General features: G+C 70.4%; 25 protein-coding genes and 1 pseudogene. 11 read left to right on the top strand and 15 right to left on the bottom strand.

Annotated elements, in window-relative coordinates:
• Nucleotides 1-38 precede the first annotated feature (38 nt).
• The 3 genes from ACQPZF_RS04720 to sigE all read right to left on the bottom strand — a co-directional run bounded on the left by ACQPZF_RS04720 (nt 39) and on the right by sigE (nt 3,030).
• Complete coding sequence (locus tag ACQPZF_RS04720; RefSeq protein ID WP_433268629.1) at nt 39-1,562, bottom strand: S1C family serine protease; 1,524 nt, start codon at nt 1,560-1,562, stop codon at nt 39-41.
• Nucleotides 1,563-1,837: 275 nt separating this feature from the next.
• On the bottom strand, nt 1,838-2,461 hold the full coding sequence (locus tag ACQPZF_RS04715; RefSeq protein WP_433268627.1) for an anti-sigma factor family protein: 624 nt from the start codon (nt 2,459-2,461) through the stop codon (nt 1,838-1,840).
• Nucleotides 2,458-3,030: an RNA polymerase sigma factor SigE gene (gene sigE, locus ACQPZF_RS04710; protein ID WP_121010876.1), complete on the bottom strand. Its 573-nt coding sequence runs from the start codon at nt 3,028-3,030 to the stop codon at nt 2,458-2,460. Before sigE ends, ACQPZF_RS04715 begins: the two co-directional genes overlap by 4 nt.
• 205 nt (nt 3,031-3,235) lie before the next feature.
• Between sigE and ACQPZF_RS04705 the strand changes: the two genes are divergently transcribed.
• On the top strand, nt 3,236-3,862 hold the full coding sequence (locus ACQPZF_RS04705; protein WP_433268625.1) for an O-methyltransferase: 627 nt from the start codon (nt 3,236-3,238) through the stop codon (nt 3,860-3,862).
• A 93-nt stretch (nt 3,863-3,955) separates the two neighbouring features.
• On the opposite strand, the gene ACQPZF_RS04700 is transcribed toward ACQPZF_RS04705, so the two are convergent.
• On the bottom strand, nt 3,956-4,921 hold the full coding sequence (locus tag ACQPZF_RS04700) for a helix-turn-helix domain-containing protein (protein WP_433268623.1): 966 nt from the start codon (nt 4,919-4,921) through the stop codon (nt 3,956-3,958).
• A 53-nt stretch (nt 4,922-4,974) separates the two neighbouring features.
• Here ACQPZF_RS04700 and ACQPZF_RS04695 point away from each other — a divergent pair, with 53 nt between their 5' ends.
• The gene (locus ACQPZF_RS04695; RefSeq protein WP_433268621.1) at nt 4,975-5,355 is read left to right on the top strand and encodes a cupin domain-containing protein; all 381 of its coding nucleotides are present in this window, start codon (nt 4,975-4,977) and stop codon (nt 5,353-5,355) included.
• On the opposite strand, the gene glgC is transcribed toward ACQPZF_RS04695, so the two are convergent.
• The gene (gene glgC, locus ACQPZF_RS04690; protein WP_433268618.1) at nt 5,342-6,556 is read right to left on the bottom strand and encodes a glucose-1-phosphate adenylyltransferase; all 1,215 of its coding nucleotides are present in this window, start codon (nt 6,554-6,556) and stop codon (nt 5,342-5,344) included. The genes ACQPZF_RS04695 and glgC overlap by 14 nt on opposite strands.
• 102 nt (nt 6,557-6,658) lie before the next feature.
• On the opposite strand from glgC, the gene glgA reads away from it, so the two are divergent.
• A complete protein-coding gene (gene glgA, locus ACQPZF_RS04685; protein ID WP_433268617.1) occupies nt 6,659-7,819 on the top strand; it encodes a glycogen synthase in 1,161 nt (386 codons plus the stop codon).
• A 1,292-nt stretch (nt 7,820-9,111) separates the two neighbouring features.
• On the opposite strand, the gene ACQPZF_RS04680 is transcribed toward glgA, so the two are convergent.
• Nucleotides 9,112-10,362 carry an MFS transporter gene (locus ACQPZF_RS04680; protein WP_433268615.1) on the bottom strand — a complete coding sequence of 417 codons (1,251 nt, stop codon included), beginning with the start codon at nt 10,360-10,362 and terminating at the stop codon, nt 9,112-9,114.
• 41 nt (nt 10,363-10,403) lie between these two features.
• Here ACQPZF_RS04680 and ACQPZF_RS04675 point away from each other — a divergent pair, with 41 nt between their 5' ends.
• Entirely contained in the window at nt 10,404-11,285 is an 882-nt protein-coding gene (locus ACQPZF_RS04675) for a LysR substrate-binding domain-containing protein (RefSeq protein ID WP_433268613.1), read from the top strand.
• A 32-nt stretch (nt 11,286-11,317) separates the two neighbouring features.
• On the opposite strand, the gene ACQPZF_RS04670 is transcribed toward ACQPZF_RS04675, so the two are convergent.
• Together ACQPZF_RS04670 and ACQPZF_RS04665 are read right to left on the bottom strand one after the other, a co-directional pair.
• The gene (locus ACQPZF_RS04670; protein WP_433268610.1) at nt 11,318-12,736 is read right to left on the bottom strand and encodes a leucyl aminopeptidase; all 1,419 of its coding nucleotides are present in this window, start codon (nt 12,734-12,736) and stop codon (nt 11,318-11,320) included.
• Nucleotides 12,737-12,833: 97 nt separating this feature from the next.
• Nucleotides 12,834-13,001 carry a DUF3117 domain-containing protein gene (locus ACQPZF_RS04665; RefSeq protein ID WP_012783412.1) on the bottom strand — a complete coding sequence of 56 codons (168 nt, stop codon included), beginning with the start codon at nt 12,999-13,001 and terminating at the stop codon, nt 12,834-12,836.
• Nucleotides 13,002-13,263: 262 nt separating this feature from the next.
• Between ACQPZF_RS04665 and ACQPZF_RS04660 the strand changes: the two genes are divergently transcribed.
• Together ACQPZF_RS04660 and ACQPZF_RS04655 are read left to right on the top strand one after the other, a co-directional pair.
• Nucleotides 13,264-14,043, top strand: a complete 780-nt coding sequence (locus tag ACQPZF_RS04660; RefSeq protein ID WP_433268607.1) for a PaaX family transcriptional regulator — start codon at nt 13,264-13,266, stop codon at nt 14,041-14,043.
• A 15-nt stretch (nt 14,044-14,058) separates the two neighbouring features.
• Nucleotides 14,059-14,838: an enoyl-CoA hydratase-related protein gene (locus tag ACQPZF_RS04655; RefSeq protein ID WP_433268604.1), complete on the top strand. Its 780-nt coding sequence runs from the start codon at nt 14,059-14,061 to the stop codon at nt 14,836-14,838.
• Here the strand turns inward: ACQPZF_RS04655 and ACQPZF_RS04650 are convergent.
• The 5 genes from ACQPZF_RS04650 to ACQPZF_RS04630 form a co-directional block, all read right to left on the bottom strand.
• Nucleotides 14,825-15,379 carry a DNA-3-methyladenine glycosylase I gene (locus ACQPZF_RS04650; protein WP_433268602.1) on the bottom strand — a complete coding sequence of 185 codons (555 nt, stop codon included), beginning with the start codon at nt 15,377-15,379 and terminating at the stop codon, nt 14,825-14,827. The genes ACQPZF_RS04655 and ACQPZF_RS04650 overlap by 14 nt on opposite strands.
• Nucleotides 15,376-15,786, bottom strand: a complete 411-nt coding sequence (locus tag ACQPZF_RS04645; RefSeq protein ID WP_433268600.1) for an SRPBCC family protein — start codon at nt 15,784-15,786, stop codon at nt 15,376-15,378. The genes ACQPZF_RS04650 and ACQPZF_RS04645 overlap by 4 nt, the downstream gene beginning before the upstream one ends.
• Complete coding sequence (locus ACQPZF_RS04640) at nt 15,773-16,072, bottom strand: DivIVA domain-containing protein (protein WP_433268598.1); 300 nt, start codon at nt 16,070-16,072, stop codon at nt 15,773-15,775. Before ACQPZF_RS04640 ends, ACQPZF_RS04645 begins: the two co-directional genes overlap by 14 nt.
• 93 nt (nt 16,073-16,165) lie before the next feature.
• Nucleotides 16,166-16,843 (bottom strand): permease prefix domain 1-containing protein, encoded by a 678-nt coding sequence (locus tag ACQPZF_RS04635; protein WP_433268596.1) that lies wholly within the window; start codon nt 16,841-16,843, stop codon nt 16,166-16,168.
• Nucleotides 16,825-17,163, bottom strand: a complete 339-nt coding sequence (locus ACQPZF_RS04630; RefSeq protein WP_433268594.1) for a PadR family transcriptional regulator — start codon at nt 17,161-17,163, stop codon at nt 16,825-16,827. Before ACQPZF_RS04630 ends, ACQPZF_RS04635 begins: the two co-directional genes overlap by 19 nt.
• Nucleotides 17,164-17,253: 90 nt before the next feature.
• Here ACQPZF_RS04630 and ACQPZF_RS04625 point away from each other — a divergent pair, with 90 nt between their 5' ends.
• The 4 genes and pseudogenes from ACQPZF_RS04625 to ACQPZF_RS04610 form a co-directional block, all read left to right on the top strand.
• Nucleotides 17,254-18,417, top strand: coding sequence for a cytochrome ubiquinol oxidase subunit I (locus ACQPZF_RS04625; RefSeq protein WP_433268591.1), 1,164 nt, complete (start codon nt 17,254-17,256; stop codon nt 18,415-18,417).
• A gap of 28 nt (nt 18,418-18,445) precedes the next feature.
• Nucleotides 18,446-19,297 carry a cytochrome d ubiquinol oxidase subunit II gene (locus ACQPZF_RS04620; protein ID WP_433268589.1) on the top strand — a complete coding sequence of 284 codons (852 nt, stop codon included), beginning with the start codon at nt 18,446-18,448 and terminating at the stop codon, nt 19,295-19,297.
• A complete protein-coding gene (gene cydD / locus ACQPZF_RS04615) occupies nt 19,284-20,783 on the top strand; it encodes a thiol reductant ABC exporter subunit CydD (protein WP_433268586.1) in 1,500 nt (499 codons plus the stop codon). Before ACQPZF_RS04620 ends, cydD begins: the two co-directional genes overlap by 14 nt.
• Nucleotides 20,784-21,199: 416 nt before the next feature.
• Nucleotides 21,200-22,501 (top strand): annotated as a pseudogene (locus ACQPZF_RS04610) (amino acid ABC transporter ATP-binding/permease protein); the annotation flags it as partial.
• A 194-nt stretch (nt 22,502-22,695) separates the two neighbouring features.
• Here ACQPZF_RS04610 and ACQPZF_RS04605 read toward each other — a convergent pair.
• Both ACQPZF_RS04605 and folP read right to left on the bottom strand, forming a co-directional pair.
• Nucleotides 22,696-23,595 (bottom strand): glucosyl-3-phosphoglycerate synthase, encoded by a 900-nt coding sequence (locus tag ACQPZF_RS04605; RefSeq protein ID WP_433268583.1) that lies wholly within the window; start codon nt 23,593-23,595, stop codon nt 22,696-22,698.
• Nucleotides 23,595-24,464 (bottom strand): dihydropteroate synthase, encoded by an 870-nt coding sequence (gene folP / locus ACQPZF_RS04600; protein WP_433268580.1) that lies wholly within the window; start codon nt 24,462-24,464, stop codon nt 23,595-23,597. The genes ACQPZF_RS04605 and folP overlap by 1 nt, the downstream gene beginning before the upstream one ends.
• Before the next feature lie 121 nt (nt 24,465-24,585).
• On the opposite strand from folP, the gene ACQPZF_RS04595 reads away from it, so the two are divergent.
• Nucleotides 24,586-26,067, top strand: coding sequence for a CocE/NonD family hydrolase (locus ACQPZF_RS04595; protein WP_433268578.1), 1,482 nt, complete (start codon nt 24,586-24,588; stop codon nt 26,065-26,067).
• Nucleotides 26,068-26,098: the final 31 nt, after the last annotated feature.

The following is a 26,098-nucleotide window of genomic DNA, read 5'->3' as shown; positions in this document are numbered from 1 at the left end:
TCACCTCCGCCGACTGCCGCCCGTTGCCAGACTAGCTGTCAGTCGGACCTGAGTGTCACCTGCACGGTGAGCTCTCGGCCCTCCCTGGCCAGGACGACCGGGACTGTCTGTCCGATTTCATGGTCTCGTACGGCAACTGTCAGCTCGGCGGCGTTGCGCACGATGCGGTTGCCCACCCGGGTGATGACGTCCTTCTCCTGGATGCCGGCGGCGGCTGCCGCGCCTCCTTCTACGACGTTCTCGACCTGCGCGCCCTCGGCGGTCTCGGCGGAGGCCGAGCGGACGTTGACGTTCATGTCCGCGTGCTTCACCTGGCCGTCCCGGATGAGGGACTGCGAGACCTTCCTCGCGTAGTTGCCGGAGATCGCGAAGCCCAGGCCCACGGAGCCGCCGGTCTCGGTGCGGATGGACGAGTTGATGCCGACCAGCGCGCCGGACGAGTCGACCAGCGCGCCGCCCGAATTGCCGGGGTTGATGGCCGCGTCGGTCTGGATCGCGTCGTAGGTGACCTGGGGGCCGCCGTTCTCGCCGGCTGCCGTCACGGGTCGGTGCAGGGCGCTGACGATGCCCTCGGTGACCGTGTTCGACAGGGACAGCGGGGAGCCGATGGCCAGGACCGCGTCGCCGACCGCCAGGTCGTCCGAGTTGCCGAACTGGAGGACGGTCGGGTTGTCCACCTGGACCTTGATCACGGCCAGGTCGGTCTTCGGGTCGCGGCCGACGATCTGGGCGATCGCACGCTTGCCGTCGGTGAAGACGACGGTCAGCTTCGCGGACGTGTCCTGGACGGCCGGGGCGACCACGTGGTCGTTGGTCAGGATGTAGCCGCCGCCCTCGATGACGACTCCGGAGCCGACGCCCGCGACGTTCGCGCCCTTGAACTCGATGGACACGACGCTCGGGGTCACCCGCTTGGCGATGTCGGCCACCGAGCCGACCGGGCGTTCCTTGCCCGGCTGGACCTCGGCCAGCGTCACGCCGCCGTCGGTCAGGGGGTTGCCCACCTTGCCGAGCAGCCAGCCGACCACGCCGCCGGCGGTGCCGACCACCAAGGCCGCCACCATGAGCAGGGCCAGGCCCATCGGCTTCACGCGCCGGCCGAAGAGGAGTTCGGGGACGCTCAACTGCGGGCCCGGTTCGGGGCGGGGTTTCTCGTCCTTCTCGGGTTCCTCGGTGACGGCGGGTGGGCCGATGACGGCGCTCGCGCCCGGATCGCGCCAGGCGTCGCCGGCTGGTTTGCCCTCCCAGAAGACCGGTTCGACCTCGGGTTCGCCGGGCAGGTCGAGGGGTGGGCGCTGGAGCAGTTCGCCGGTGCCCCGGGGACGGCCGAACGCCGTGCTCAAGGCCTCCGGCGGGGGCGGCGACAGGTGGACGCCGTTGCTGCCGTTCAAGGAGGGGCGGTCGGTCGAGAACGCGCCCTGGACGCCGTTGGGGCGGCCGAAGACGGCGGCGTGACCCGGATCCACGCCCGGACGGTCGAGGGGGCGCGGTGCGAGCCTGCGGTGTGCCCCGTCGTCCACGCCGGACCTGGGGGTTCCGTTGCCCTGCTGTGGCTCGCTCATCGCTCCCCGCACGTCGGTGTTGCCCGGTGTTGCGAGGCTCATCGTGCCCGGTGACCGGTGAAGTTGTCGTCAGTACCCCGGAGGGCGGTCGCACCGCACAGGCCAGGGGAGGTGAGGCATGTCGAAAGCCGAGGCGCGGCCGGGCTGTCACCGAATCGAGCCGAGATCGGGCCGGGCCGTCGCCGAATCGAGCCGAGACCGGGCCGTCGGCGAGTCGAGCCGGCCGGAGCCGGGCCATCCCGCGCAAGCCGGGCCGGTGCCGGGACAGGAAGGCGTCAGCGGCCGAGTGGGGTTTCCGCGCCCACGAGCGGGGCGGTGTCCGTGGCCGGTCGGAGCACGGCCATGCGGCCCTCGTCCACGAGTTGCGGCGCGACGGCGGGCGTGGGGGGTGGGGTGTTGCCCTGCGCCGGGCTGGGCGCCGGGTCTTCGCTGCCGGGCGCGACCAGGGCCAGCGCGCCGAGCATGAGGCCGGAGACGACCACGCCCGCACCCTGGCGGGCACGGCGGCTGCCGAAGCGGCTGCCGGTGCCGAAGGGGCGGCTCTGGCCGAGGACCGGGCCGGTGCCGAAGGCGGCTGCCCGGTCCGGGCGCTGGACGGCGACCAGTTGGCCGTCCTCGGTGACCGCGAGGCCGTCCGGCGCGCTGGGGAGGTCGACCTCCTGCGGGATCGCGCCCAGCCTCGCCAGCAGGCCGGCGGGGGCGCACGGGGTCTCCGCCGCGCGCACGGCGGAGCGGGCCTGCTGCTGGGAATAGGCCTCCGCCGCGCAGAACGGGCAGCGCGCCAGGTGCGCGGACGCCCGGCCGTGGGCCGAAGCCGACAGCTCGCCGTCGACGAAGGCGACGACCGCGTCGGGCAGCAGGTGCTGCTCGGGCAGTCCCCAACCTCGCAGATCGGTCATGCAGAGTCCTCCTGAACCAGACCCCGACGGCGTTCCAGTGCGGCACGCAGGGCCTGTCGGCCCCGGTGGATCCTGCTCCTCACGGTACCCAGTTTCACGCCGAGGGTCGCGCCGATCTCCTCGTACGAGAGACCCTCGACATCACACAACACTACTGCCGCGCGGAAGTCCGGCGGCAACTCGTCGAGCGCGGCCTGGAGATCCGGGTCGAGGTGGGTGTCGGTGTACACCTGCTCGGGGCTCGGGTCGTCGCCCGCCAGGCGCTCGGCGTCGTCGGGCAGGCCCTCCATGCGGAACTTGGAGCGGCGGCGGACCATGTCCAGGAACAGGTTCGTGGTGATGCGGTGCAGCCACCCCTCGAACGTGCCCGGCTGGTACGACGCGAGCGAGCGGAACACCCGGACGAACGTCTCCTGGGTGAGGTCCTCGGCGTCGTGCTGGTTGCCGCTCAGGCGGTAGGCCAGTCGGTACACCCGGTCGGCGTGGTCGCGGACGACCTGGTCCCACGTCGGCACGATCCATTCCGTGTCGTCGATGGGCGCGGTGGCGGTATACGGCTGCGTTGGCATCGGGCGGTGAAGCACCTCCAGTGGGCTGCTGCCCTGCTGCACGGTTCAACGCTCGCTGCGGCTCGCGTGTTCCCGTTGGGTGTTGCGTGGCACCAGCGTGCCGGTCTCGCTTATAACCATCGTGAGAGTCGGCTGAGAGCACGCTGAGAATTCCGCTGCGCGGGAGATTCACCCGATTCGCCGCGTGCGGCGTTAACCTTCCGCTGTGGATGCGCCGCTGCGCGAGTACGTGGAGCGCTACCTGCCCGAGGACGCCGTCATCACGGCCGCTCGGGCGCGTGGCGTCGAGTTGGGCTGCTCGCCGATCGGCTCCGGCGGCGGCGCGGCCCTGCGCTTCCTGGCCACCGCGTTGCAGGCCAAGGCCGTGGTGGAGATCGGCACGGGCACCGGGGTCGGTGCGCTGTACCTGCTCGGCGGGATGCCCTCGGCAGGCGTGCTGACCTCGATCGACGTGGAGCCGCAGCACCAGCGGGCGGCCCGGGTGGCGTTCGCCGAGGCCGGTATCGCGGTGTCGCGGACCAGGCTGATCATGGGTCAGGCGCTGGACGTGCTGCCCCGCCTGACGGACGGCGCGTACGACCTGGTGTTCGTGGACGCGGCCAAGTCGGAGTACCCGAAGTACCTGGAAGAGGGCGTGCGGCTGCTGCGGCCGGGCGGCGTGATCGCGTTCGACGACGTCCTGTGGCACGGGAAGGTCGTCGATGCGGGGAACCGCGACCCGGACACGGTGGCGATGCGGGACGTGGCCCGTGCGGTGCGCGAGAACGACCGGCTGGTGCCGGTGATCCTGCCGCTCGGCGAGGGGCTGCTGGTGGCGGCCAAGTGCCCATGAGCCGGGCCGGCCCCGGCCGCCGCGCCGGTGGTGACGGGTCCGGTCAGGCAGCCGGGCCGCCGCGCCTGCGGTAGGCGAATCGGACGGGCCCGGTCAGGCGGCCGGGCCGAAGCGCTGGCGGTAGGCGGTCGGGGTCAGGCCGGTCCGGCGGCGTAGCTGCGCTCTCAGGTTGGACGCCGAGCCGAGGCCGGAGCGGCGGGCGACGACGTCCAGGCGGCTCTCGCCCCGTTCGAGGAGCGAACAGGCCAGGTCCACCCGTTCGGCGGTCAGCCAGGCGAGTGGAGTCGTGCCGAGTTCCTGCTGGAAGCGGCGGTGCAGGGTGGCCGAGCTCATCGCCGCCCGCGCGGCCAGGGCGTGGACGGTCAGCGGCTCGGTCAGGTGTTCGCGGGCCCAGGTCAGCACCGGGGTGAGCGAGGCGTCTTCGACGGGCGGGACCGGGCGCTTCACGAACTGGCGCTGGCCGCCGTCGCGGTGGGCCGCGAAGACCAGCCGGCGGGACACCGTGTTCACGACCTCCGCGCCGTGGTCCTGGCGGATCAGGTGCAGGCCCAGGTCGAGGGCGGCGGCGCTGCCGGCGGCGGTGTGCAGGTCGCCGTCGTCGACGTAGAGGACATCCGGGACGAGGGTGACGTTCGGGAAGAGTTCCCGGAACAACCCGGCCCACTGCCAGTGGGTGGTGGCGCGGCGGCCGTCCAGGAGACCGGCGTAGGCCAGCGTGAACGCACCGGTGCAGAAGCTGACCAGACGCGCGCCCCGGGCGTGGGCGCGGCGGAGGGCGTCCAGCACCGGCTCGGGCGGGCGGATCCACGAGTCCGGGCGGTTGGGGACGATCACCGTGTCGGCCCCGTCCACGGCCGACAGGTCCGGCACGCCGGAGAGCGTGAAGAAGCCGTTGTTCATGGCCACGGGGCCGGGTGCGCAGAGCGTGAACGAGTACCACGGACGGTCGCCGAGTTCCGGGCGGCGCAGGCCGAACAGCTCGGTGGCCACGCCCATCTCGAACGGGTTCGAGCCGTCGTCCACGATCATGACGACGCGGTGCGAGGAATCGGGCGGCATGTGCGATTCCTAGCACTCACGGCTCCCGGAGAACAGCCCGCAGGATGGCGGACATGGAACCGGTGAACATCGACAAGGCGTTGGCCAGCTTCGACGAGCTGTGGAGCCCGCGGATTGTGACGAACGTCAACGACTACGACATCCGCCTCGCCAAGGTGAAGGGCGAGCACGTCTGGCACGTCCACGAGGACACCGACGAGTTCTTCCTGGTGCTCGACGGCGAGCTGGACATCGCGCTGCGGGACCGGACCGTGCGCCTGGGCCGGGGCGACGTCTTCGTGGTGCCGCGCGGCGCGGAGCACAAGCCGTCGTCGGAGCACGGCGCGCACATCATGGTGGTCGAGCCGACCGGCACGCTGAGCGTCGGCGACCGGCACGACGAGGTGCCCGACCACGTCGACGCGACCACCGGTCACCCGCTCACGCTGCCGTGACGCCCTTCCCCAGCACGGTGACGCCGCCCGCCGAGATGGTGTAGCGCTGCCGGTCGGTGGCCGTGTCGACGCCGATCAGCGCGCCGTCCGGGACGACCACGTTCTTGTCCAGGATGGCCCGCCGCACCACCGCGCCGCGCCCGACGCGCACGCCGGGGAGCAGCACGCTGCCCTGCACCACGGACCCGGTCTCCACCACCACGTCCGACGACACCACGGAACCGTGGATGGTGCCGGAGATGATCGAGCCGGGGCCGACCATGGAGTCCTCGGCGCTGCCGCCCGCGATGAACTTCGCCGGCGGCAGCGGCGGGGTCGCCGTGCGGATCGGCCACGCCTGGTTGTAGAGGTTGAACACCGGGTTCACCGACACCAGGTCCATGTGCGCCTCGTAATAGGCGTCGATGGTCCCCACGTCGCGCCAGTAGCCCCGGTCGCGGTCGGTCTCCCCCGGCACCACGTTGTCGGCGAAGTCGTAGACGTGGGCCTTCCCCTGGTCGACCAGCATGGGGATGATGTCGCCGCCCATGTCGTGGTCGGAGTCGGGATTGGCGGCGTCCGCGCGCAGCGCCTCCAGCAGTGCTTCGGTGGTGAACACGTAGTTGCCCATGGAGGCGAACGTGACTTCCGGGTCGCCCGGCACGTGCGGCGGGTCGGAGGGCTTCTCCAGGAACCGGGTGATCAGGCCGGTCTCGTCGGTGTCGATGCACCCGAACGCCTTCGCCTCGGCGCGCGGCACCCGGATGCCGGCCACGGTGACGCCCGCGCCGGTCGCGTTGTGCTGGTCGACCATCTGGCCGGGGTCCATCCGGTAGACGTGGTCCGCGCCGAAGATGACGACGTGGTCCGGTTTCTCGTCGTTGACCAGGTTGAGCGACTGGAAGATCGCGTCGGCGCTGCCGGTGTACCAGCGCGGCCCCAGGCGCTGCTGGGCGGGCACCGGCGTGACGTACTGGCCGAGGACATTGGACAGCCGCCAGGTGGTCGAGATGTGGCGGTCGAGTGAATGCGATTTGTACTGCGTCAGCACGCAGAGCCGGACGAAACCGGCGTTGACGAGGTTGGACAGCACGAAGTCGACGAGCCGGTAGTTACCGCCGAAGGGCACCGCCGGCTTTGCCCGGTCGGCGGTCAACGGCCAGAGCCGCTTGCCTTCGCCACCGGCGAGGACAATTCCTAGTACGTGCGGTTGCCCTTTCACGACAACGACCCTAACCGTGCGGGCACCGGCCCACCAACGGCGAAGTAACGCAAACTCTTCCTGTTCACCCGGTCGCCCCGCAGCCGGGGTTACGGTGGCCCCGTGCGAATTGGACTGCTGACACGCGAGTACCCGCCGGAGGTCTACGGCGGGGCCGGGGTGCACGTCGGTTTCCTGGTGCCGAGGTTGCGCGAGCTGGTGGACGTGGACGTGCACGCCTTCGGCGGGCCGCGCCCGGACGCCCATGCCTACCAGCCCGTTCCGGGACTGGACAAGGCCAACCCGGCGCTGGGCGTGCTGTCGGCGGACCTGGAGATCGCCGCCGCGCTGGCCGGCGCGCAGCTCGCGCACTCGCACACCTGGTACGCCAACATGGCCGGGCACCTGGCGAAGCTGCTGCACGGCATCCCCCACGTCGTCACGGCGCACTCGCTGGAGCCGCGCCGGCCGTGGAAGGCGGAGCAACTGGGCGGCGGGTACCGGATCTCGTCGTGGGTGGAGCGCACCGCGTACGAGGCGGCGGACGCGATCATCGCGGTGAGCGAGGGCATGCGGGCGGACGTGCTGGACTGCTACCCCGCGCTGGACCCGGCCCGCGTGCACGTGGTGCGCAACGGGATCGACACGGCGGCGTACCACCCGGTGTCCGGGACGGATGCGTTGCGGCGTCACGGGATCGACCCCGCGCGGCCGATCGTGACATTCGTCGGGCGGATCACGCGGCAGAAGGGCGTCGGGCACCTGCTCGCGGCGGCGCACCGGATCTCGCACGACGCGCAGATCGTGCTGTGCGCCGGTGCGCCGGACACGCCGGAGATCGCCGAGGAGACCCGGGCCGCGGTGGCGGAACTGGCCGCCGCGCGGCCGGGGGTGGTGTGGATCCAGAAGATGCTGGAGGCCACCGAGGTGCGGCAGATCCTGAGCCATTCGGCGGTGTTCGTGTGCCCGTCGGTGTACGAGCCGCTGGGGATCGTGAACCTGGAGGCGATGGCGTGCGGGACGGCCGTCGTGGCTTCGGACGTGGGGGGCATCCCGGAGGTCGTCGACCACGGCCGGACCGGGCTGCTGGTGCACTACGACGAGGCCGACGTGGCGGCGTTCCGGATCGGGCTCGCGGACGCGGTGAACGAGGTGCTGGGCGATCCGGAGCGGGCTCGGGCGTTCGGCGCGGCCGGGCGGGAGCGGGCGGTGCGCGAGTTCTCCTGGGCGACCGTGGCGGCCGAGACCGTAGAGGTGTATCGGTCCGTGATCGACCCGCGTTAAGCAAGGGTGACAGGCATCACACCCGACCGTGACAACCGGACGATGGGGTGACCGCCTTTATCCAGTAGGGGTTCGACTACTGGGGGTCACATGCAGTGGGTTGTGCTCGCCGTGGCCATGGCGTTCCTGGCCGGGTGCGGTGCGGCTCCGGCGCGGACGGCCGCCCCGGTGCCGATCACGATCGACGGTCGGCCCGTGGTGGATCCGCAGGGCCTGCAGATGCGGGCCGAGGCGGAGCTGAGCTACACGCTGAGCTTCGGGTACGTGGCGCGCGGCGGGCAGGAGGCGGTCAATTGCTGGTTCGCCCGGACCGGGGCGAAGTCGGAGGTGGACAGCCGGCTGTGGTGCGGTCCGGTGCAGGTGCCGGGCACGGCGGCGACGACGGACTGGGTGCCGGTGCCGCTGAAGGAGGTCGGGCGCGGCGACGCGGGCGTGCGGCTGGAGGTGCAGCCGCCGCAGGTGCCCGGGATGGGCAACCGGAGCACGCCGCTCGGGAAGCTGGTCCGCACCGACGGGCGGGAGACCAGCGCGGACCAGGGTGTGGGCGAGGCGGGCCCGGACTTCCTGGCGGTGCTGTCCGACGACGGTCGGCCGGTGGACGAGGCCGCCGGGTGGATCCGGGACGACCAGTTGGCGGTGCGGGTCACCGGCTACGGGACTCCGCAGTCCTGGCACACCGAGAAGGGCGAGCTGCGGGCCGAGCACGGCGTGCGGCTGCGGGTGCTGCGGTTGGCCGTCGAGCGGTTTGGCGAGACGGATTCGGCGTTCCGGCAGGCACCGTGGCAGGGGTGGTCGCCGCAGCCGCCGGAGTTGGCGTTGCAGGTGCCCGGCCGGCGGCACCTGCTGCCGATCTCACGGCTGCCCGAGTCCGGGTCGGTGCTGGTCGTGTACACCGTGCCGGACGCGGGCGGCGCGGAGGAGCTGGTGCTGAACACGGTCGGGGCGAAGTCGTTGGAGCAGCGGGTGGAGGTGCCGTCCGGGAAGGTGCTGACCGAGCCGCCCGCGGTGTTGCGGCGGGGTCTCGCGCCCGAGGGGCCGCCGGTGGCGCACCAGGTGAAGCTGGGTGGGCAGGAAGGGACGCTGGAGGTGCAACAGGTGCGGCTGGGTCGGCAGCGGCCGGTGGGCGTCGAGTCGCAGTACTCGCTCGCGACGGCTTCGGGGCCGGACAAGGCGTTGCTGGAGTTGCGGTTGGTGGGCAAGGGCGTGCCGCAGGTCGCCGGGGCGTCGATCACCAAGGACCTGATCGCGGTGACGTTGCCGGACGGTGCGCGCGCGCCGCTGGTCGGGGCTCGTTACGGGGGTGACACGTTCCCGGTGGCGCTCGTGGTGGAGGTGCCGGCGGACGTGCGCTCTGTGGGGCTGTCGGTGGTGTCCGGGCCGGTGACGCTGCCGATGCTGGGTGAGACGACCTTCGAAGCCGGTCCGCCGGCCACCGTGCCGCTGGACTTCTGAGCTGTCCTGACCGCGATGGCGGCCACCGCCAGCCAGCCCGTGACCAGCGCTATCAAGCCCGACCAGCCCCAGGCCTGGTAGGCGGTGCTGCCCGCGGTGCCGCCCACGCTGCTGCCGAGGTAGTAGGCGAACAGGTGGACGCCGGAGGCCGCGCCCTTCGCCGTCGCCCGTGCGCCCACCCAGGCGCTGGCGACGGCGTGGGTGGCGAAGAAGCCCCCGGTGAACACGACCAGGCCCAGGGTGATCGCAATCAGGTTGTCGGGGAGGGTGGTCAGGGCGCCTGCCGCCGTGACGGCTATCGCGGCCAGGGCGATGGCGGCTCGGCCGTGTCTGTCGGTCAGGCGGCCTGCCAGCGCGGAGGACGCGCCGCCGGCCGCGTAGGCGAGGAAGACCAGGGACGCGAGGCTCGGCGGCAGGTCCAGGCGGAACGTGATCACGTTGAAGAGGGACACGAACGCGGCCATACCCAGGGCCGCCACCGCGTACTGGGCCAGCAGGACCGGGTCGGTGAGGGCGGATTTGAGGCCGCGTTCTCGCCGGGTCGCGGGCTTGCCGGTCGGCAGGTAGACGGCGGTGATGATCGCGCAGACGAGGCTGAAGGCGGCGACGAGGGCGAGAGCGCCGCGCCAGCCCGCCCAGTCGGTGGCCATCCCGGTGAGCAGGCGGCCGATCATGCCTCCCGCGCTGTTGCCCGCGATCAGCGCGCCGATCGCCGCGCCGACGGCTCTCGCCTCGTCTGCCAGGTAGGCCATGGCGACTGCCGGGATGCCTGCGGTGGCCAGGCCTTGGAGGACGCGGAGGGCCAGGAACGCCGGGTAGGTCGGGGCCAGCGGGATCAGCAGACCGATGATCGCTGCCGCCAGGACCGACCAGACGATCATCCTTCGGCGGCCTATCCGGTCGGCCAGGATTGAGCAGGGGATCACGGCGATCGCCAGGGCGCCGGTCGCCGCGCTCACGGCCAGCGACGCGGAGCCTGGTTCGAGGCTGAATTCTTCGGCGATCTGCGGCAGGACCGCTTGTGGGGCGTACAGGAGCGCGAAGGTCGCCAAGCCGGTGGAGAGGGTGGCTGCGGTGAGGCGACTCAGCATATTTCCGACGCTAACTTATGCGTCCAATACGGTATTCAGTAATGATTGATGCTGTGATGGATGAATGGGCGCCGAAGTTGGCGGTGTTGCGGGCCTTGTCCCGGGATGAGCACGTGACGCGGGCCGCGGAGGCGGTCGGGGTGCCGCAGCCGACGGTCAGTCGGTGGCTGGCCGCGATGGGTGAGGAACTGGGAGCGCCGGTCGTGGTGCGCAGCGGGCGGCGGGTGCGGTTGACGCGGGCCGGGCGGCTACTCGCTTCCGCCGCCGATCGGGCGTTGGGGGTGATGGAGGCCGGCCACCGGGCGGCGGTGGAGGAAGTCGACCCCTCGCGAGGGGTGGTGGCGCTGGGGTTCTTGCACCTGTTGGGGCGGTCGTTGGTGCCTGAGCTGGTGCGGGGGTTCCGGGAGTCGCATCCGGGGGTGCGGTTCCGGTTGGTGCAGGGGTCTCGGCAGTCGGTGTTGGGGCAGTTGTCGCGTGGCGAGGTGGACCTGGCCCTGGTCGCTCCGCCGCCGGTGGATGGCCGGTACTCGTTCGCCGTGGTGCGGGAGGAGGAGTTGGTGCTGGTGGTGCCGCCGGGGCATCGGTTGGCCGGGCGGGATGCCGTGCGGGTGGCCGAGTTGGCTGCGGAGGATTTCGTGGTGTTGGAGCGGGGGTACGGGATGCGGCAGATCACCGACGAGTTGTGTGCCGCGGCCGGGTTCGTGCCTCGGGTGGCGTTCGAGGGGCAGGAGACGGAGACGGTTCGGGGGTTGGTGGCTGCCGGGTTGGGGGTGGCGTTGTTGCCTCGGGCTGGTGTGGCTGGGGCGCATCCGGGGGAGTTGTCGTTGTCGCCTCGTGCTGGGCGGGAGGTTGCCCTGGTTTGGCTTGCCGGCGATCTGGGGGCTTCGGTGGTTGGGGCGTTTCGGGATCACGCTCTGGGGTGATGGAACGTGCTAGTCGGCGTGCCCTCGGGGGGTCAGGCCTGGTAGTGCTCTGCCAGTTCTACGAGGGTTCGGGCTGCGAAGCCTGTTGCGCCGGACACTACTTCGGCGTAGTTCTGGTCCGATCTTGCCGGGCCGGCGATGTCCAGGTGTGCCCACGGCAGGCCGTCGGTGAACTCGCGCAGGAACAAGGCCGCCGTGATGCCGCCTGGGCCTGGTGGGCATTGGCGCAGGTCTGCGATGTCGCTCTTCACGTCGTCTGCCAGGTCCTCGACGAGTGGCATACGCCACCAGGCCTCGCCGGTTCGTTCGCCTGCCTCGGCGATCTGCGTGGCCAGTCGGTCGTCTGTTGCGAACAGGCCGCCGGTTCGCACGCCTAGGGTGATCTTCATGGCGCCGGTCAGTGTTGCGACGTCCACCAGTGCGTCGGGCTTCAGGTTGCGTACCGCGTAGGCCATGGCGTCGGCCAGCACCAGGCGGCCCTCGGCGTCCGTGTTGGTCACTTCGGTGGTCGTTCCGCCGTAGTGCCGCACCACGTCGCCTGGTCGGTAGGAGGTGCCTGACACGTGGTTTTCCGCGCACGGGACCAGGGCTGTCACTCGGATGGGCAGGCTGCGGCGGGCGATGGCGGTTACGGCCGCTATCACCGCCGCGCCGCCGGCCATGTCCGTGCGCATCAGGTGCATGCCGTCTGCCGGCTTGATCGAGATGCCGCCGGTGTCGAAGGTGATGCCCTTGCCGATCAACACCAGGTGTGGGCCGGTGGTTGCGCCGTTCCACGTCAAGTGGACCAGGCGGGGTGGGCGGGTCGAGCCTGCGCCTACCGCCAGTACGCCGCCGAAGCCCTCGCGGGTCAGCCACTTCTCGTCGCGTACTTCCACCTGCAGGCCGGGGACTGTTTTCGCGATCTTGGCGGCGGTGGTCGCCAGCCAGGCCGGGTCCTTGATGTCGGACGGGGTGTTCGCCAGGTCTCGGGTCAGGGCGGTCGCGGTGGCCAGGTCGACTGCTTCGCGTACCTCGTCCGGGGACGTCGTGCCCACCAGTCGTAGTGACTTGACTCGTCTCGGTTCGTCTTCGCCGGTCACCCGGTACCGGTAGCCGCCCAGGAGGAGGCCCAGCACGAACGCCTGCACGTCGGTGTCGTCCGTCACGCTCACGTCGAACGTCGTGCCGCCGCCCTGTTCCGCGTCCGCCTGCAACGCCCTCGACAGGGACGCTCCCGCCGTGCGCCAGTCGGCCGGGGTCGCCTCGCCCACGCCCAGGACCCACCTGCCGTTGCGCCGGTGGGTCGTGCCCGCCTTGCCGGTGATCTCCTCGGTCGGCTCGACGTCCTCGCCGCCCGGCCCCAGCACCGGCGGCTCGCCCGGACGGGCCAGGACGACCCGGCCCACGCCGCGCCGGGGGGTGTCGGCCACCTCGATGGCGATCAGCGGGGTGGGCACGGGTGGGCGCACGGGTGCTCCTTCGGGGGGAAGTCGGTGGTCAGGACGAAGCGATGCCCCGGTTCCACTGTGGAAACCGGGGCCTCGACGAATCTCGCTCCGGCTGGGGTCAGCCAGCGGCTGCCTTGAGGGCGTCGCCCAGGGCGTTGGCCTCGTCTGCCGACATCTCGACGACGAGGCGCCCCCCACCCTCGAGTGGAACGCGCATCACGATGCCACGCCCCTCCTTGGTGACCTCAAGGGGACCGTCGCCGGTCCGGGGCTTCATGGCCGCCATCGCGTGCTCCCTCCGTCAACATCTTCCCCGTCCGACCAGGGCCGGATACTCGACCCATTCTCCCCTATGCGGACTCGGCGGCGAAACCGAACCGATCTTTCCAACCGATCCGTGACTTCCCGACGATCTTCGCCAACCTGCAGTTCAGCGCCAGGATCGCGGTGTGCCAACGATTTCCGGCCACCGCTTTCACCGTCACCTGGTCGTGACCAATTCCGGCGCTGTGGCGTGTCGCGGGGTCGCCCTGACAGACTCGGATCTCGTGCGAGCACGTTCCGCGCTCTTCGACGTCTACGGCGGCCACCTCCGCGAGCGGGGTGGCGCCGCGACCATCGCTGCCCTCGTCCGGCTGCTGGAGCCGCTGGACTTCGCGGCGCCGGCGGTGCGCACCGCCGTGTCGCGCACGGTCCGTCAGGGCTGGTTGGAGCCGGTGCGGCTGGCGTCCGGCCCCGGCTATGCGATGACGCCCCGCGCCGAACGGCGGCTTGACGAGGCCGCCGCCCGCATCTACCGGACCCGGCCGTCCACGTGGGACGGTCGGTGGCACGTCGTCGTGCTGGAGGAACTGCCGGCGCGGGAGGCGCGGGACCGGCTCGCCTCCTCGCTGCAACTGCTCGGCTACGGCGCGCTCGGCCCGGTGACCTGGATCGCGCCCCGGCCCTCGTCCGAGCTGTCCGACGTGCTCGCGGCCGAAGGTGTGGCGGCGAGCACGTTCCACGGTGAACACGAGGGATCGTCGGAGGCGCTGGCCGCGCGGGCGTGGGACCTCGACACGCTGGGCGCGGACTACGCGCGGTTCGTCGCCGAGTGGGAGCCGGTGGTGTCCGCTGTGGACGGAACGTCGCCCGCCGGGGCGTTCGCCGCGTCCCAGCGGTTCCTGCACGCGTGGCGGAAGTTCCTGTTCCGCGACCCCGGACTGCCCCGCGAGCTGCTGCCGGAGGACTGGCCGGGCCGGGCGGCGGCGGAGTTCTTCGACCGGCACACCGCGCGGCTCGCGCCGGCGGTGCGCAAGTTCGTGGACGACAGCCTGGGAACCGACTAGACCGGAGGTCTGCCCGTGTCCGAACTGCTCATCGAGGACGCCGACGGTGTGCGCACCCTCACCCTCAACCGGCCGGAGTCGTTCAACTCCTTCACCGTCGCGTTGAAGGAACAGCTCCTGGAGGCGGTGCGGGACACCGCGAAGGACGTCACCGTGCGTGCCGTGGTGATCACCGGGGCGGGGCGGGCGTTCTGCGCGGGCCAGGACCTCAAGGAGCACATCGGGCTGCTCGAAGCGGGCGACCCGGCCCCGCTGCACACCGTGGAACTGCACTACAACCCGCTGATCAAAGCCATCGTGGGCATGCCGAAGCCGGTGCTGGCGGCGGTCAACGGGACGGCGGCGGGCGCGGGCGCGTCCTTGGCCTACGCGTGCGACCTGCGGGTCGCGGCGGAGTCCGCGAAGTTCCTGATGGCCTTCGCCAACGTGGGCCTGACGGCGGACTCGGGCGCGTCGTGGACGCTGCCCAAGCTGATCGGGCACGGCCGGGCGATGGAGATGATGCTGCTGGCCCAGCCGGTCGCCGCGGAGGACGCCCTGCGCGTCGGCATGGTCAACCAGGTGGTGCCGGACGGCGAGGCGCTGTCCACGGCGCAGGCGCTGGCCCGCAAGCTCGCCGCCGGGCCGACCGCCGCCTACGCCAAGATCAAGGAGGCGATGGCGTTCTCGGGCGAGTTGGCCGCCGCGCTGGAGGTGGAGGCGCGCACCCAGGCCGAGGCCGGGGCGACCGCCGACCACCGGGAGGCGGTGGCGGCGTTCGTGGAGAAGCGGCCCGCGCGGTTCACCGGGCGCTAGCGGGCTCGGTGGCGCGGAAGCAGGCCGCGATGTGGTCGTCGACCATGCCGGTGGCCTGCATCAGCGCGTAGCAGGTGGTGGGGCCGAGGAAGACGAAGCCGCGGCGCTTCAGCTCCTTGGCCATCGCCTTCGACTCGGGTGTGATCGCCGGCACGTCGTGGATGGTCCGCGGGCGCTCGTGGTGCTCCGGTTTGAACGACCAGAGCAGGTCGTCCAGGCTCACGTCCAGCTCGGCGATCGCGCGGGCGTTGTTGATGGTCGCGTTGATCTTGGCGCGGTTGCGCACGATGCCCGCGTCGGCCATCAGGCGGTCGAAGTCCTCCTGGCCGTACTCGGCGACGACCTCCGGCCGGAACCCCGCGAAGGCGCGGCGGAAGTTCTCCCGCTTGCGCAGGATGGTGATCCAGGACAGGCCGGACTGGAACGACTCCAGGCACATCCGCTCGAACATGGCCACGTCGCCGTGCAGCTCGACGCCCCACTCGGTGTCGTGGTACTCGGCGTAGTCCGGCGTGCTGTCGCCCCACGGGCAACGGATCATCGGTGGTACTCCCGGGCGAACTCGGCGAACCTGTGCAGGGACCAGCGCACGCCCGGCGCGAACGCCAGGCCCAACAGCTTCGGTATGTCCTCGGACCAGACCAACTCGCTGGTCCCGTCGTGCGGGACGACCCGGAACTCGGCCGTGCCGCGCACCAGCTTGCCGGTGTGCGCGACGACGCAGCGGCGCGGCGGCTCCCAGGCGGTGACCCGCATGGTGTCGGTGAACCCGATCGGCCCGAGCCCGGTGAACGCGGACAGCTCGGTGCCGACGCCGTGGCCGTCGCCGCCGGTCACCCGGACCGTGGTGGCGAGCATCCACTCACCCTGCCGGCGCCAGTCGGTCACCGCCGCCCACGTCGTCCCGGCAGGCGCGGCGACGTCGACCCGCAGCTCAAACCGGGTCACGCGCGGACTCCAGCTCGGCCACCCGCGCCCGGAGCCGCTCCACCTCGGTGGCGAGCCGGTCCAGGGCCCAGTCGACCTCGGTCATCTTGTAGCCGCGGAAGACCTGCTGGAACTGCAGTTCGCGCACGTCCTCCGGGGTCGGCTCGTCGGCGGGCAGCCTGGTCGGCGACGCGCCCGGCGGCAATGGGGCCAGCTCCTCGCCGCGCCCGAAGACGAGGGCGGCCAGCAGGAACACCACGACTGCCACGAGGACCATGACGACGAGGTAGATGAGCGCGGTGGTCACCGGACGATCGTGACACATGCCCGGCTTCCAGGTCGCAGGGAAACGTCAGAAGCGTGCGCCGGCCGGCCGCGGGCCCGGTTCGGACCTCTCCGTTCAGACCGCCGAGAAGACCAGGCAGCGACGGGCGAGGACGGCGAGCCGGAGCATGATCAAGAGGGACATCAGGCTGGCGGCGGTGACCGGCGGGGACATCAGCAGCCTGCCCGCGTCCACGTGGACGGTGGCGGTCATGATGGCCACGTTGCCCAGCACGCTGGCGCCGACCGCGGTCACGGCCACCGCGCCGGCCAGCCGCGCGAGGGCGACCGTGCTCACGCCCGCACGGGCGAGCAGGCGGCCCGCGAGCAGCGCGCACAGGGCGACGCCGGCCACGATCCAGCCGGTCGAGTCGTTGGCCCTGGCGATCACCAGGTACCAGTCGGGCGGCGGGGCGTCGAAGCTGTTCCACGCGCCGATCCAGAACCTGCGGTTCAGCTCCCACATGACGTGGGCGAGCGGGATGACCACCAGCAGGGTGCGCAGGGTGCGCGCGCCGTGGGCGAGGGCCAGCAGCCCCTGGTAGTCGCGGGCGATCCGGCTGACCGGGCCGAACTCGGCGACCGCCCGGCGCTGGGCGTCCTCGGGGGCCAGCCCGCCGTCCCGGTAGGCCTCCGCCGCGTCGTCCAGGCTGTCCCGCGCCTCGGCGAGCAGGTCCTCCTTGACCCGCTCCGGTCCGCGCAGCCGGTGGTCCAGCGCGGTCAGGTAGTCGTCGATCACGCCTGCGCCGGCCACGGGCCACCCCCCAGCACGCCTTCGATGGCACTGGTGAACTCGCGCCACGCGGTCCGCTCGGCGGCCAGCGCCCGCTGACCCGCCTTCGTCAGCCGGTAGGTGCGCCGCTGCCGGCCGCCGACCGTGCTCCACTCGCTGGCCACCAGGCCGGCGGTCTCCAGGCGGCGCAGGGCCGGGTAGACGGTGCCCGTCGGCAGGTCCAGCGCGCCGCCGCTGCGCAGTTGCAGCGCTTCGATGATGGCGTACCCGTGCAACTGCCCGCCGTCCAGCGTGGCCAGCAGCAGCGCGTCGAGGTGGCCTCGCAACGCGTCCGACTTCATAAGTAGCCACTCTACGGGTCGAGGGCTCCGGGAGACATCCGGGACAACCCCGATACACAGGTTGCCTGCCTACATATAACTTGGCTACCCATGGACGCACTCGGACTAGCCCGGCTCCAGTTCGCCGTCACCACGTCCTTCCACTTCCTGTTCGTGCTGCTGACGCTCGGACTGGTGACGCTGGTGGCGGTCATGCAGACCCGGGCGGCCCTCACCGGCAACCCCGTGCACACGCGGATGACGCGGTTCTGGGGCCGGCTCTACGTGGTGAACTACGCGCTGGGCATCGCCACCGGCATCGTGATGGAGTTCCAGTTCGGCCTGAACTGGTCGGGCCTGTCGCACTACGCGGGCGACGTGTTCGGCGCGCCGCTGGCCATGGAGACGCTGGTGGCGTTCTTCCTGGAGTCCACGTTCCTGGGGCTGTGGATCTTCGGGTGGGACCGGCTGAACAAGTGGGTGCACCTGGCGCTGATCTGGCTGGTGACGCTGACCGCCTACGCGTCCGCGTTCTGGATCATGGTGGCCAACGCGTTCCTCCAGCACCCGGTCGGGCACGAGGAGCGCGACGGCGTGCTGCGGCTGGTGGACTTCTCGGCACTGGTGGGCAACCCGCTGTTCGGCATGGCGTTCATGCACGTCCTGCTGGCCGCCCTGACCGTGGGCGGCGTGTTCCTCACCGGCGTGAGCGCCTACCACTTCATCAAGCGCACGCAAGAGGTCGACTTCTTCCGGCGGTCGCTCCGCCTGGGCGTCGTGGTGACGGCGGCCGTCACACCGCTGTTGATCGGCGTCGGCTTCGGCCAGTTCCCGATCATCGGGGAGTTCCAGCCGGACAAGACGGCCGATGTCTCCGGAGCGGCCGGGGCCGGACTCGGCTTCATGATCCAGGCAGGCATGGTCCTGCTGCTGGTGAGCTGGCTGACCGTGCCGCTGCTGATCCGCGACTGGGTGATCCGGATGAGATTCCCGTTGTACCTCATGGTGATCGGCATCCCACTGCCGTTCATCGCGGCCATCGGCGGGTGGCTGTTCCGCGAGCTGGGACGGCAACCGTGGCTGGTCTACGGGCTGCTGCGCACCGAGGACGCGATGTCGGACGTCAGCCGTGACGGGATGCTGTTCTCGTTCGTCGCGTTCACCACCGTGTTCGCCGTGCTGGCCGTCGCCGACTGGGTGCTGATCGCCCGCCTGGCCCGCCGAGGCCCCGTCGAGGCGCCCACGCCCGTGTCGCCGCTCGTGCCGGCCCTCTGAAGTCCGCTTCCCGGAAAGGAGATGTGCCGTGGAAACCTTGTGGGTCGTTCTGCTCGGACTGCTGGCGGCGGGCTACTTCGCGTTGGCGGGCTTCGACTACGGCGTCGGCCTGCTGTTCCGGTTCGTCGGCCGGGACGAGCCGGAGCGGGCGCGGGCACTGCGCGCGATGACGCCGTTCGCGCTGGGCAACGAGGTGTGGCTGGTCGCGGCGGTCGGCGTGCTGTTCGGTGCTTTCCCCAGGCTGGAGGGCAGTCTGCTGTCCGGCCACCACACGGTTTTCGTCGCGATCCTGGTGGGCCTGGTGATGTTCACCGCCGCCGTGCAACTGCGGTCGCATCCGGCGTGGGACGTGGTGCTCATCGGCGGGGCACTGGTCGTCGCGGTGGGCTGGGGCGTGCTGCTGGGCGACGTGCTGGGCGGGCCGCCGGCCCTGTGGGCAGCCGGGATGGTGACGCTGTTCCTGTTGCACGGAGCCGTTTTCCTGACTTGGCGGCTACCTGGCCCGCTACGTTCACGGGCAGCCCTACTGGCCCGCGTGCTGATCGCGCCCGGCGCTGCTTTCGTCGTGGCGGCGGTGCTGTTCGGCGGTGACGTGCAGGAACCCGTCCACGGATGGGTGGGCGCGGTCGCGGTCCTGGCACTGCTGGGCGGCACGTGGCTGGCGCTGCGACGAACGGCCTACCGACTGGCTTTCCTCTGCACCGCAACGATGTGCGCCGTGCCGGTCCTGTCGGTCTTCGGCACGCAGGCGATGGTCACGCCCGAGGTGATGGCCCACCCGCCGACGCTGCAAACGCTGAGCTGGGCGGCACTGGCCGTCCTTCCCCTGGTGCTGGCGTTCCAGTGGGCAACGTGGTGGATGTCCCGTGCGACACGTTGACCGGAAATACGTCGTCACGCTGACCGCACTGGGCCTCGTGACCGCTGTCCTCGTGCTGGCGCAGGCAGAACTACTGGCGTCCGTGCTCAGCGGCGGCGTCGGCCTGGGCCTGCTGATAGCCGTGGTCGCGACACGGGCCGGCGTCATCTGGGTCGGACGCGTGGTGACGCAACGGGAAGCGGCGTCCATCAAGGCAATGCTGCGCAAGCGGGTGCTGCGCAACGCAACCGGCCCGACCGGCGAGGTGACCACCCTGGTGGTGAAGGGCCTGGACGCGATCGAGCCGTACCTGGCGGGCTACCTACCGCAGTTGGTGGTGTCGGTGACGGTCCCGGTGGCCGTCCTGGCGAGGCTGTCCTTCGCAGACTGGGGCTCGGCGCTGACAATCGCGCTGACCCTGCCCCTGATCCCGGCTTTCGCGGTCCTGGTGGGCATGCACACCCGCGACCGGACGAGGCGGCAGTGGGACGCAATGGCCACCATCGGCGGCCACTTCCTCGACGTGGTGCGGGGTCTGAGCACGCTGCGCATGTTCGGACGAGCCGAGGCACAAGCACAGACCGTGCGAGCGATGGCCGGGGCACACGCGGACGAGACAATGCGAATCCTGCGGGTGGCGTTCCTGTCGGCACTGGTATTGGAACTCGTGGCAACCCTGTCCGTGGCTCTGGTGGCCGTACCGGTGGGCCTGCGCCTACTACACGGCGGCGTGACGTTGCAGGTAGCTCTGCTGGTGCTCCTACTGGCTCCGGAGGCGTACCTACCCCTACGAGCAGCCGGCGCCCAGTTCCACGCCAGCGCGGAGGGCCTGGCAGTCCTGGAGCAAGCGCTCGCGCACCCAAAACCAACACACACCACAACGCACCGCCGCCCACCAGACCTACGAACCGCAACAGTGCTCTTCGACCACGTAGAGGTCCGCTACCCAGACCGCGACGAGCCCGCGTTGAGCAACTTCACCCTGCGCGTGACACCAGGCGAGCGAATCGCCCTGATCGGACCGAGCGGGGCAGGGAAGAGCAGCCTGCTGGCCGTGCTGCTGGGCGAGGTGGTGCCAACAGGCGGGCGGGTCCTGATAGACGACGCAGACCTCCGCGAACTGGACCGGACGGAGTGGCTGCGCCAACTGGCTTGGGTACCGCAACGGCCGACCCTGTTCCCCGGCACCGTCGGCGAGAACATCGCGCTGGGCGCTCCCGAGGCAGACGTGCAGGCGGCAGCACGAGCCGTAGGGCTGACGAACCTGGTGGACGCCCGGCACACCTTGTCATCCGGCGAACGCCAACGAGTAGCGGTGGCACGAGCCCTGGCAAGAGACAGGGCACGAATGCTGCTGCTGGACGAACCGACGTCAAGACTGGACAACCGAACAGAGGAAACCGTACTGCGGGCAACCAGGGAATGGACCCGAACCCGAACGGCACTGATAGTCGCACACCGCCCGACACTATTGGGCGAAGTAGACCGCGTAATCGAATTCCAATGAAACCCCCACCGCTCCCCACTCAACGCCGAGACCACACCTCACGCCCGACGCCGTGGCGCTCTCCGCGCTCGTGCCCTTGGGCGCGCGACGCGCTCTTCGCAGTGGCGCGCGCAGCGCGCACACCCCCGGGTGGGCTGCGTGTCATCCCCGTATGGCCTGCCCGCAGGGCAACCGCGCTTGGGTGGGGAGTGCAAGCACGCTTCTCGCTTGCGCTCCCCACCCAAGGGTGGTGGTCTTTGACCAGGCCATACGGGGATGACACGACGCCCGACTCCTGCCCTTGTGATCATCCTTGGCGGCCAGCCCAGCGGCGAGCGCGCTCTTCGTCCTGGTCCGGCGAGGACACTTGAACGCACTTCGACCCCGCGCCCACCGCGACACCCGAACACTCATCAACCCAGCCACCCCAACAACAAATGGGCAAGCTACGCAGGGGTACTCCCGCCCGAGCACCCCCCGACACACACCCAACCACAGGGGTACGACAAAACCAGCCCAAAACCCTGAGAGCAGCCAACCCAAAAATGAAACGCCTAATAACAGCCATAACCCTAGGAACAACCACCGAACTAGCAGGAATAGCCCTCACCACAACCGCCGTATGGCTGATCATGCGAGCCGCAGAACAACCACCCCTATCAGCCCTGACCGTAGCAATAATAGCCGTACGAGCCCTGGCCATCACCCGCAGCACCCTGAGATACACAGAAAGACTGGCCAGCCACAACGCAGTACTACGCGGAATGACCGAACTCAGAGGAAGAATCTACGACACCCTACTAAAAAGCCCACGCCGAACCGGAGACGCCCTAACCCGCCTGGTATCCGACGTAGACGCCCTGCAAGACGCCATCCTGCGCTGCCTGCTACCAGCCTGCGTAGCCGCCCTGGTAAGCACCACCGCACTAATCGTCACAGGATTCCCCTGGCCACTACTGGCAGGCCTGACCCTGACCGGCGCAGCCATCCCCTGGGCCGCCTACACAACAGCCAAAAAACACCTGAACACCCTAGCCCCACTGAAATCGGAACTAACCGAACGAACCATCACCCTACGCACCGGCGCAGCAGAACTGACCGCCTTCGGCGCCATAAACCAGGAACTGACCCGAACGGACCGGACGATAAACGAGCTGGCCACCAGAGAACGACGTGGATCGATAACTCCGGCAGCCCTGACCGGCCTGGCCGTGGCAGTACAATTCGGAGTAGCCGCAGTACTACTGACCCAAAACGCCCCGGCACACATCGTGCTAGGAGCAGTAGCCACCCTGGAAGTGACCATCCCACTGACCGGAGCAGCCCAACGCTGGGCAGCAGCACACAGCTCGACCACCAGGATCAAAGAAACACTAAAACCACGACACACACCGAATAACACGCAGACAATAAACCTGGACAACATCGGCAAACTAGGCGTAGTAGGACCGAGCGGAGCAGGAAAAAGCACCCTGCTACAAGCCATGGCCGCAAACAACCCCGAGGCCAAGGGCACCCTGGCCGACACCCACATATTCAACCAGACCATCCGAGCCAACATCCAGCTCGCCAACCCGAACGCCACCGACCAAGACCTGGACCGGGCGACAAAGCTAGCGGACCTGGACGTGGACCTGGACACCCCGGCCGGAGAACAGGGCAACCACCTGTCAGGCGGCCAACGACAACGCGTACTACTGGCCCGAGCACTCCTGGCAGCCCCAGAGGTCCTACTACTGGACGAACCGGTAGAAGGCCTGACCATCCAACACGGCAACAAAATCCTGAAAAACATCCTGGAACACACCGGGAGGGTAGTCCTGGTAACCCACCACCTGACACCACTGGAAGACTTCGACGAAATCCTGGTGATCGAGCACGGCGAAATCACTCAACGAGGCACCCACGCCGAACTGATCGCAACCCCCGGCTACTACCAGGACCGCTGGAGCACCGAAACCATGGGCGGCCGATCAGCCAGCACCACCTCCACCGCCTTGGGCACCCACTCCGAAGCGACCGGCACGAACTGCGTCAACGAATCCGAAACCACCGACACCCCGACCCGCCGCAACAAGGTCCCGAGTATCTGACTGGACATCACGCCCAACTCGTCCAACGGCCGGTTCCGGTGCCGGCGGACCCCAAGATTGACCTGCGCCAACCCCGCCAACCCATACCGCGCATGAGCGTCCAGCAGAAGCCCGATCTCCACCCCGTACCCAGCGGCGAACGGCACCGACTCCAGGAACGAGCGCGTCCCGGCATACTCACCACCCAACGGCTGCACAATCCCCGCCAACTCGGGCCGCAGAGCGTTGAGCAACGGCCGGGCCGCCAACTCGGTCACCCGACCGCCCCCGGTGGACGACGACCGAAAAGGACGCCGGTAGAAACCCTTCACCAAATGCACCGGACGAGTCAGCAACGGCCCCAGCAACGCCGGCACGAACGCCGGATCGGGATCGACCAGGTCGGAGTCGAGGAACACCACGAAGTCCCCGGAGGTAGCGGCCAACGACCGCCACAGCACCTCGCCCTTCCCCGGCCACAGCGGAAGGTCCGGCAACACATCCGTGCGCCGCACCACCCGGGCCCCGGCCGCCGAGGCAACCCGCACGGTCCCGTCGACGGACCCGGAGTCCACCACCACCAGTTCGTCCACCAGTCCACCGAGCAACGGCCGCACCGCGCCGACCACCCCGCCCACGGTGGCTTCCTCGTCCAACGCGGGCAGCACCACGCTGACCCGCCGAGACCCCTTGCACGCCACCAGTTCGGCAACCGTCCACGGTGGACTCTGCCAGGTGTTCGAGTGGAACCAGTCGAGCATCAGGCCAAGGCCCGCAACACCCGGGCGGGCGGACGGGTGCCCGCGATGCCCGCCACCATCTCCACCACGCTGCGGGTCTGCCGAACCTGGTGCGCCCGGAACACCTTCGCCCCGAGGTACGCCGCGACGGAGGTGGCGGCGAGCGTCCCGTCCACCCGGTCGTCCAGGTCGGCGCCCAGCATCTCGCCCACGAAGTCCTTGTTGGACAGCGCCATCAACACCGGCCACCCGGTTCCGACGAGTTCTCCCAGGCGCCGCAACAACTCCAGCCCGTGCCAGGTGTTCTTGCCGAAGTCGTGCGTCGGGTCGATGAGCACCCCGGCGCGCGGCACCCCGAGCGCCACCATCCGCTCGGCCCGTTCCACCAACTCGGCCACCACGGCCGCCACGACGTCGTCATAACGCACCCGGTGCGGGTCCGTGCGGGGCACGAGGCCGCCGGTGTGCGAGCAGACGATGCCCACCCCGAACTCCGCCGCGACCTCGGCCAACGCGGGGTCCGCGCCCGCCCAGGTGTCGTTGATCAGGTCCGCGCCGACCGAGCACACCGCGCGCCCCACCTCGTGCCGCCAGGTGTCGACGCTGATCACCAGCGACGGGTGGCGCTCCCGCACCGCCGCGACGAACGGCACGACCCGACGCGCCTCCTCGACCGCGTCCACCGTCTCGCCCTTGGACCCGGCCTTCACCCCGCCGATGTCGACGATGTCCGCCCCGTCCGCCACCGCCCGGTCGACGGCCGCCATCGCGGCGTCGTCGCTGAACGTGGCCCCCTTGTCGTAGAACGAATCCCGCGTCCGGTTGACGATGGCCATCACCAGAGCGCGATCTTGGGGCACGTCACGCTCACCGAACCGCATACCGGTCATCGTGCCACGCCCGCATCGAGGGTGAACTGCGTCACAGGCCATTGCTACTCATGAGTAAGGCTCTGGTTGACTCCCCGCCAACACCACCCGTGACCCAGGTCACGGCCGAGGGAGGACCCAGGTGCGCCGGACACTCACCCTGCTGCTCATCGCCGTCACCGGCCTGGTCATGGCCTCGCCCGCCCAGGCCGCGCCCGGCTTCACCGTCGGCTACGAGACCATCCCCGGCCAGGGCGGCACGCCGCTCAAGGCGTTCGTGGTCGAACCGACCGGACGCGGCAGCGGCCCGTTCCCGCTCCTCGTGCTGCCCTCCAGTTGGGGCGTGAACAACATCGAGTACGTCGGCGCGGCGGCCAAGCTCGCCTACCGGTCCGGCTACACCGTGATCAGCTACACCAGCCGGGGCTTCCACGACTCGGCGGGCGAGATAGACGTCGCCGGGCCGGACACCGTGGCCGACGTCAGCCGGGTGATCGACTGGGGCATCGCGAACGCGGGCGGCGACGCCACGAAGGTCGGCGTCGGCGGCATCTCCTACGGCGCGGGGCAGTCGCTGCTCGCCGCCGCGGCCGACCCGCGCGTCAAGGCCGTCACCGCGCTGAGCACGTGGACCGACCTGGCCCGCTCGCTCTACCCGAACGAGACCGTCAGCACGCAGGCCGTGGAGCTGCTGCTCGCTGCGGGCCGCCTCACCGGACGCCCCGGGCCGGTCCTCCGCGAGGCCGAGGCCGCCTACCGGGAGGACCGGTTCGCCGACGTCCTGCCCATCTCGCCGCCACGCTCGCCCGCGTCGAAGGTGGACTCGATCAAGGCGGCCGTGCTGATCGGCAACGCCTGGAACGACGGCCTCTTCCCGCCCGGCCAGATCACCGACTTCTTCCAGCGGCTCACCGGCCCGAAGCGCCTGATGCTCTCCCCGGGCGACCACGCCACCGCCGAACTGTTCGGCGCGGCCGGCCTGCCGAACGAGATCTGGGACTCCGTCGGCCGCTGGTTCGACCACCACCTGCGCGGCATCGACAACGGCATCGGCCGTGAAGCCCCCGTGCAGCTCAAGCCCAACAACGGCGGGGCTTGGCGCTCCTACGACTCGTGGCAGGCCGTCACCGCGAAGACGTCCACGGTTCCGCTGTCGCCCGACCGCATCGGCGCGGGCCGGCCGACCATCGCCGAGAGCGGCACGGTCCTGGTCAGCGGCGCCCTCCAGGGCTTCCTGAACCTCCCGACCGGCGTCTCCACACCGCTGATCGACCGGGGCGCGGCGGCCGTGTGGCGCGGTCCGGTCCAGTGGAGCGGCACAACGGTCGGCGGCACGCCCCGCGTCCACCTCGACGTCACCACCACGGCCGCGAAGACCACGCTGTTCGCCTACCTGTACGAGGTGGACGCGCTCGGGCTCGGCGCGCTGGTGACGCACAAGCCCGTGACGCTGACCGGCACGGGCACCCTCGCGCTGGACCTGGACCTGGAGCCGACGGTGTGGCGCGTGGCCCCCGGCAACCGGCTGGTGCTGGTCGTGGACACCGTCGACCTGCGCTACGGCGGCGCGCCCGGCTCCAGCGTCACGTTCGGCGCGGGCTCGTTGCAGGTTCCGCAGAGCTGACCGAAGGAACCTGACAGTAGATGGCAGGAAC

It is taken from the genome of Actinosynnema sp. CS-041913, from assembly GCF_050942485.1.
Taxonomy (GTDB): domain Bacteria; phylum Actinomycetota; class Actinomycetes; order Mycobacteriales; family Pseudonocardiaceae; genus Actinosynnema.
Note: the sequence above shows the minus strand (reverse complement) of the source record. Positions and strands in the feature narration are given on the sequence as shown.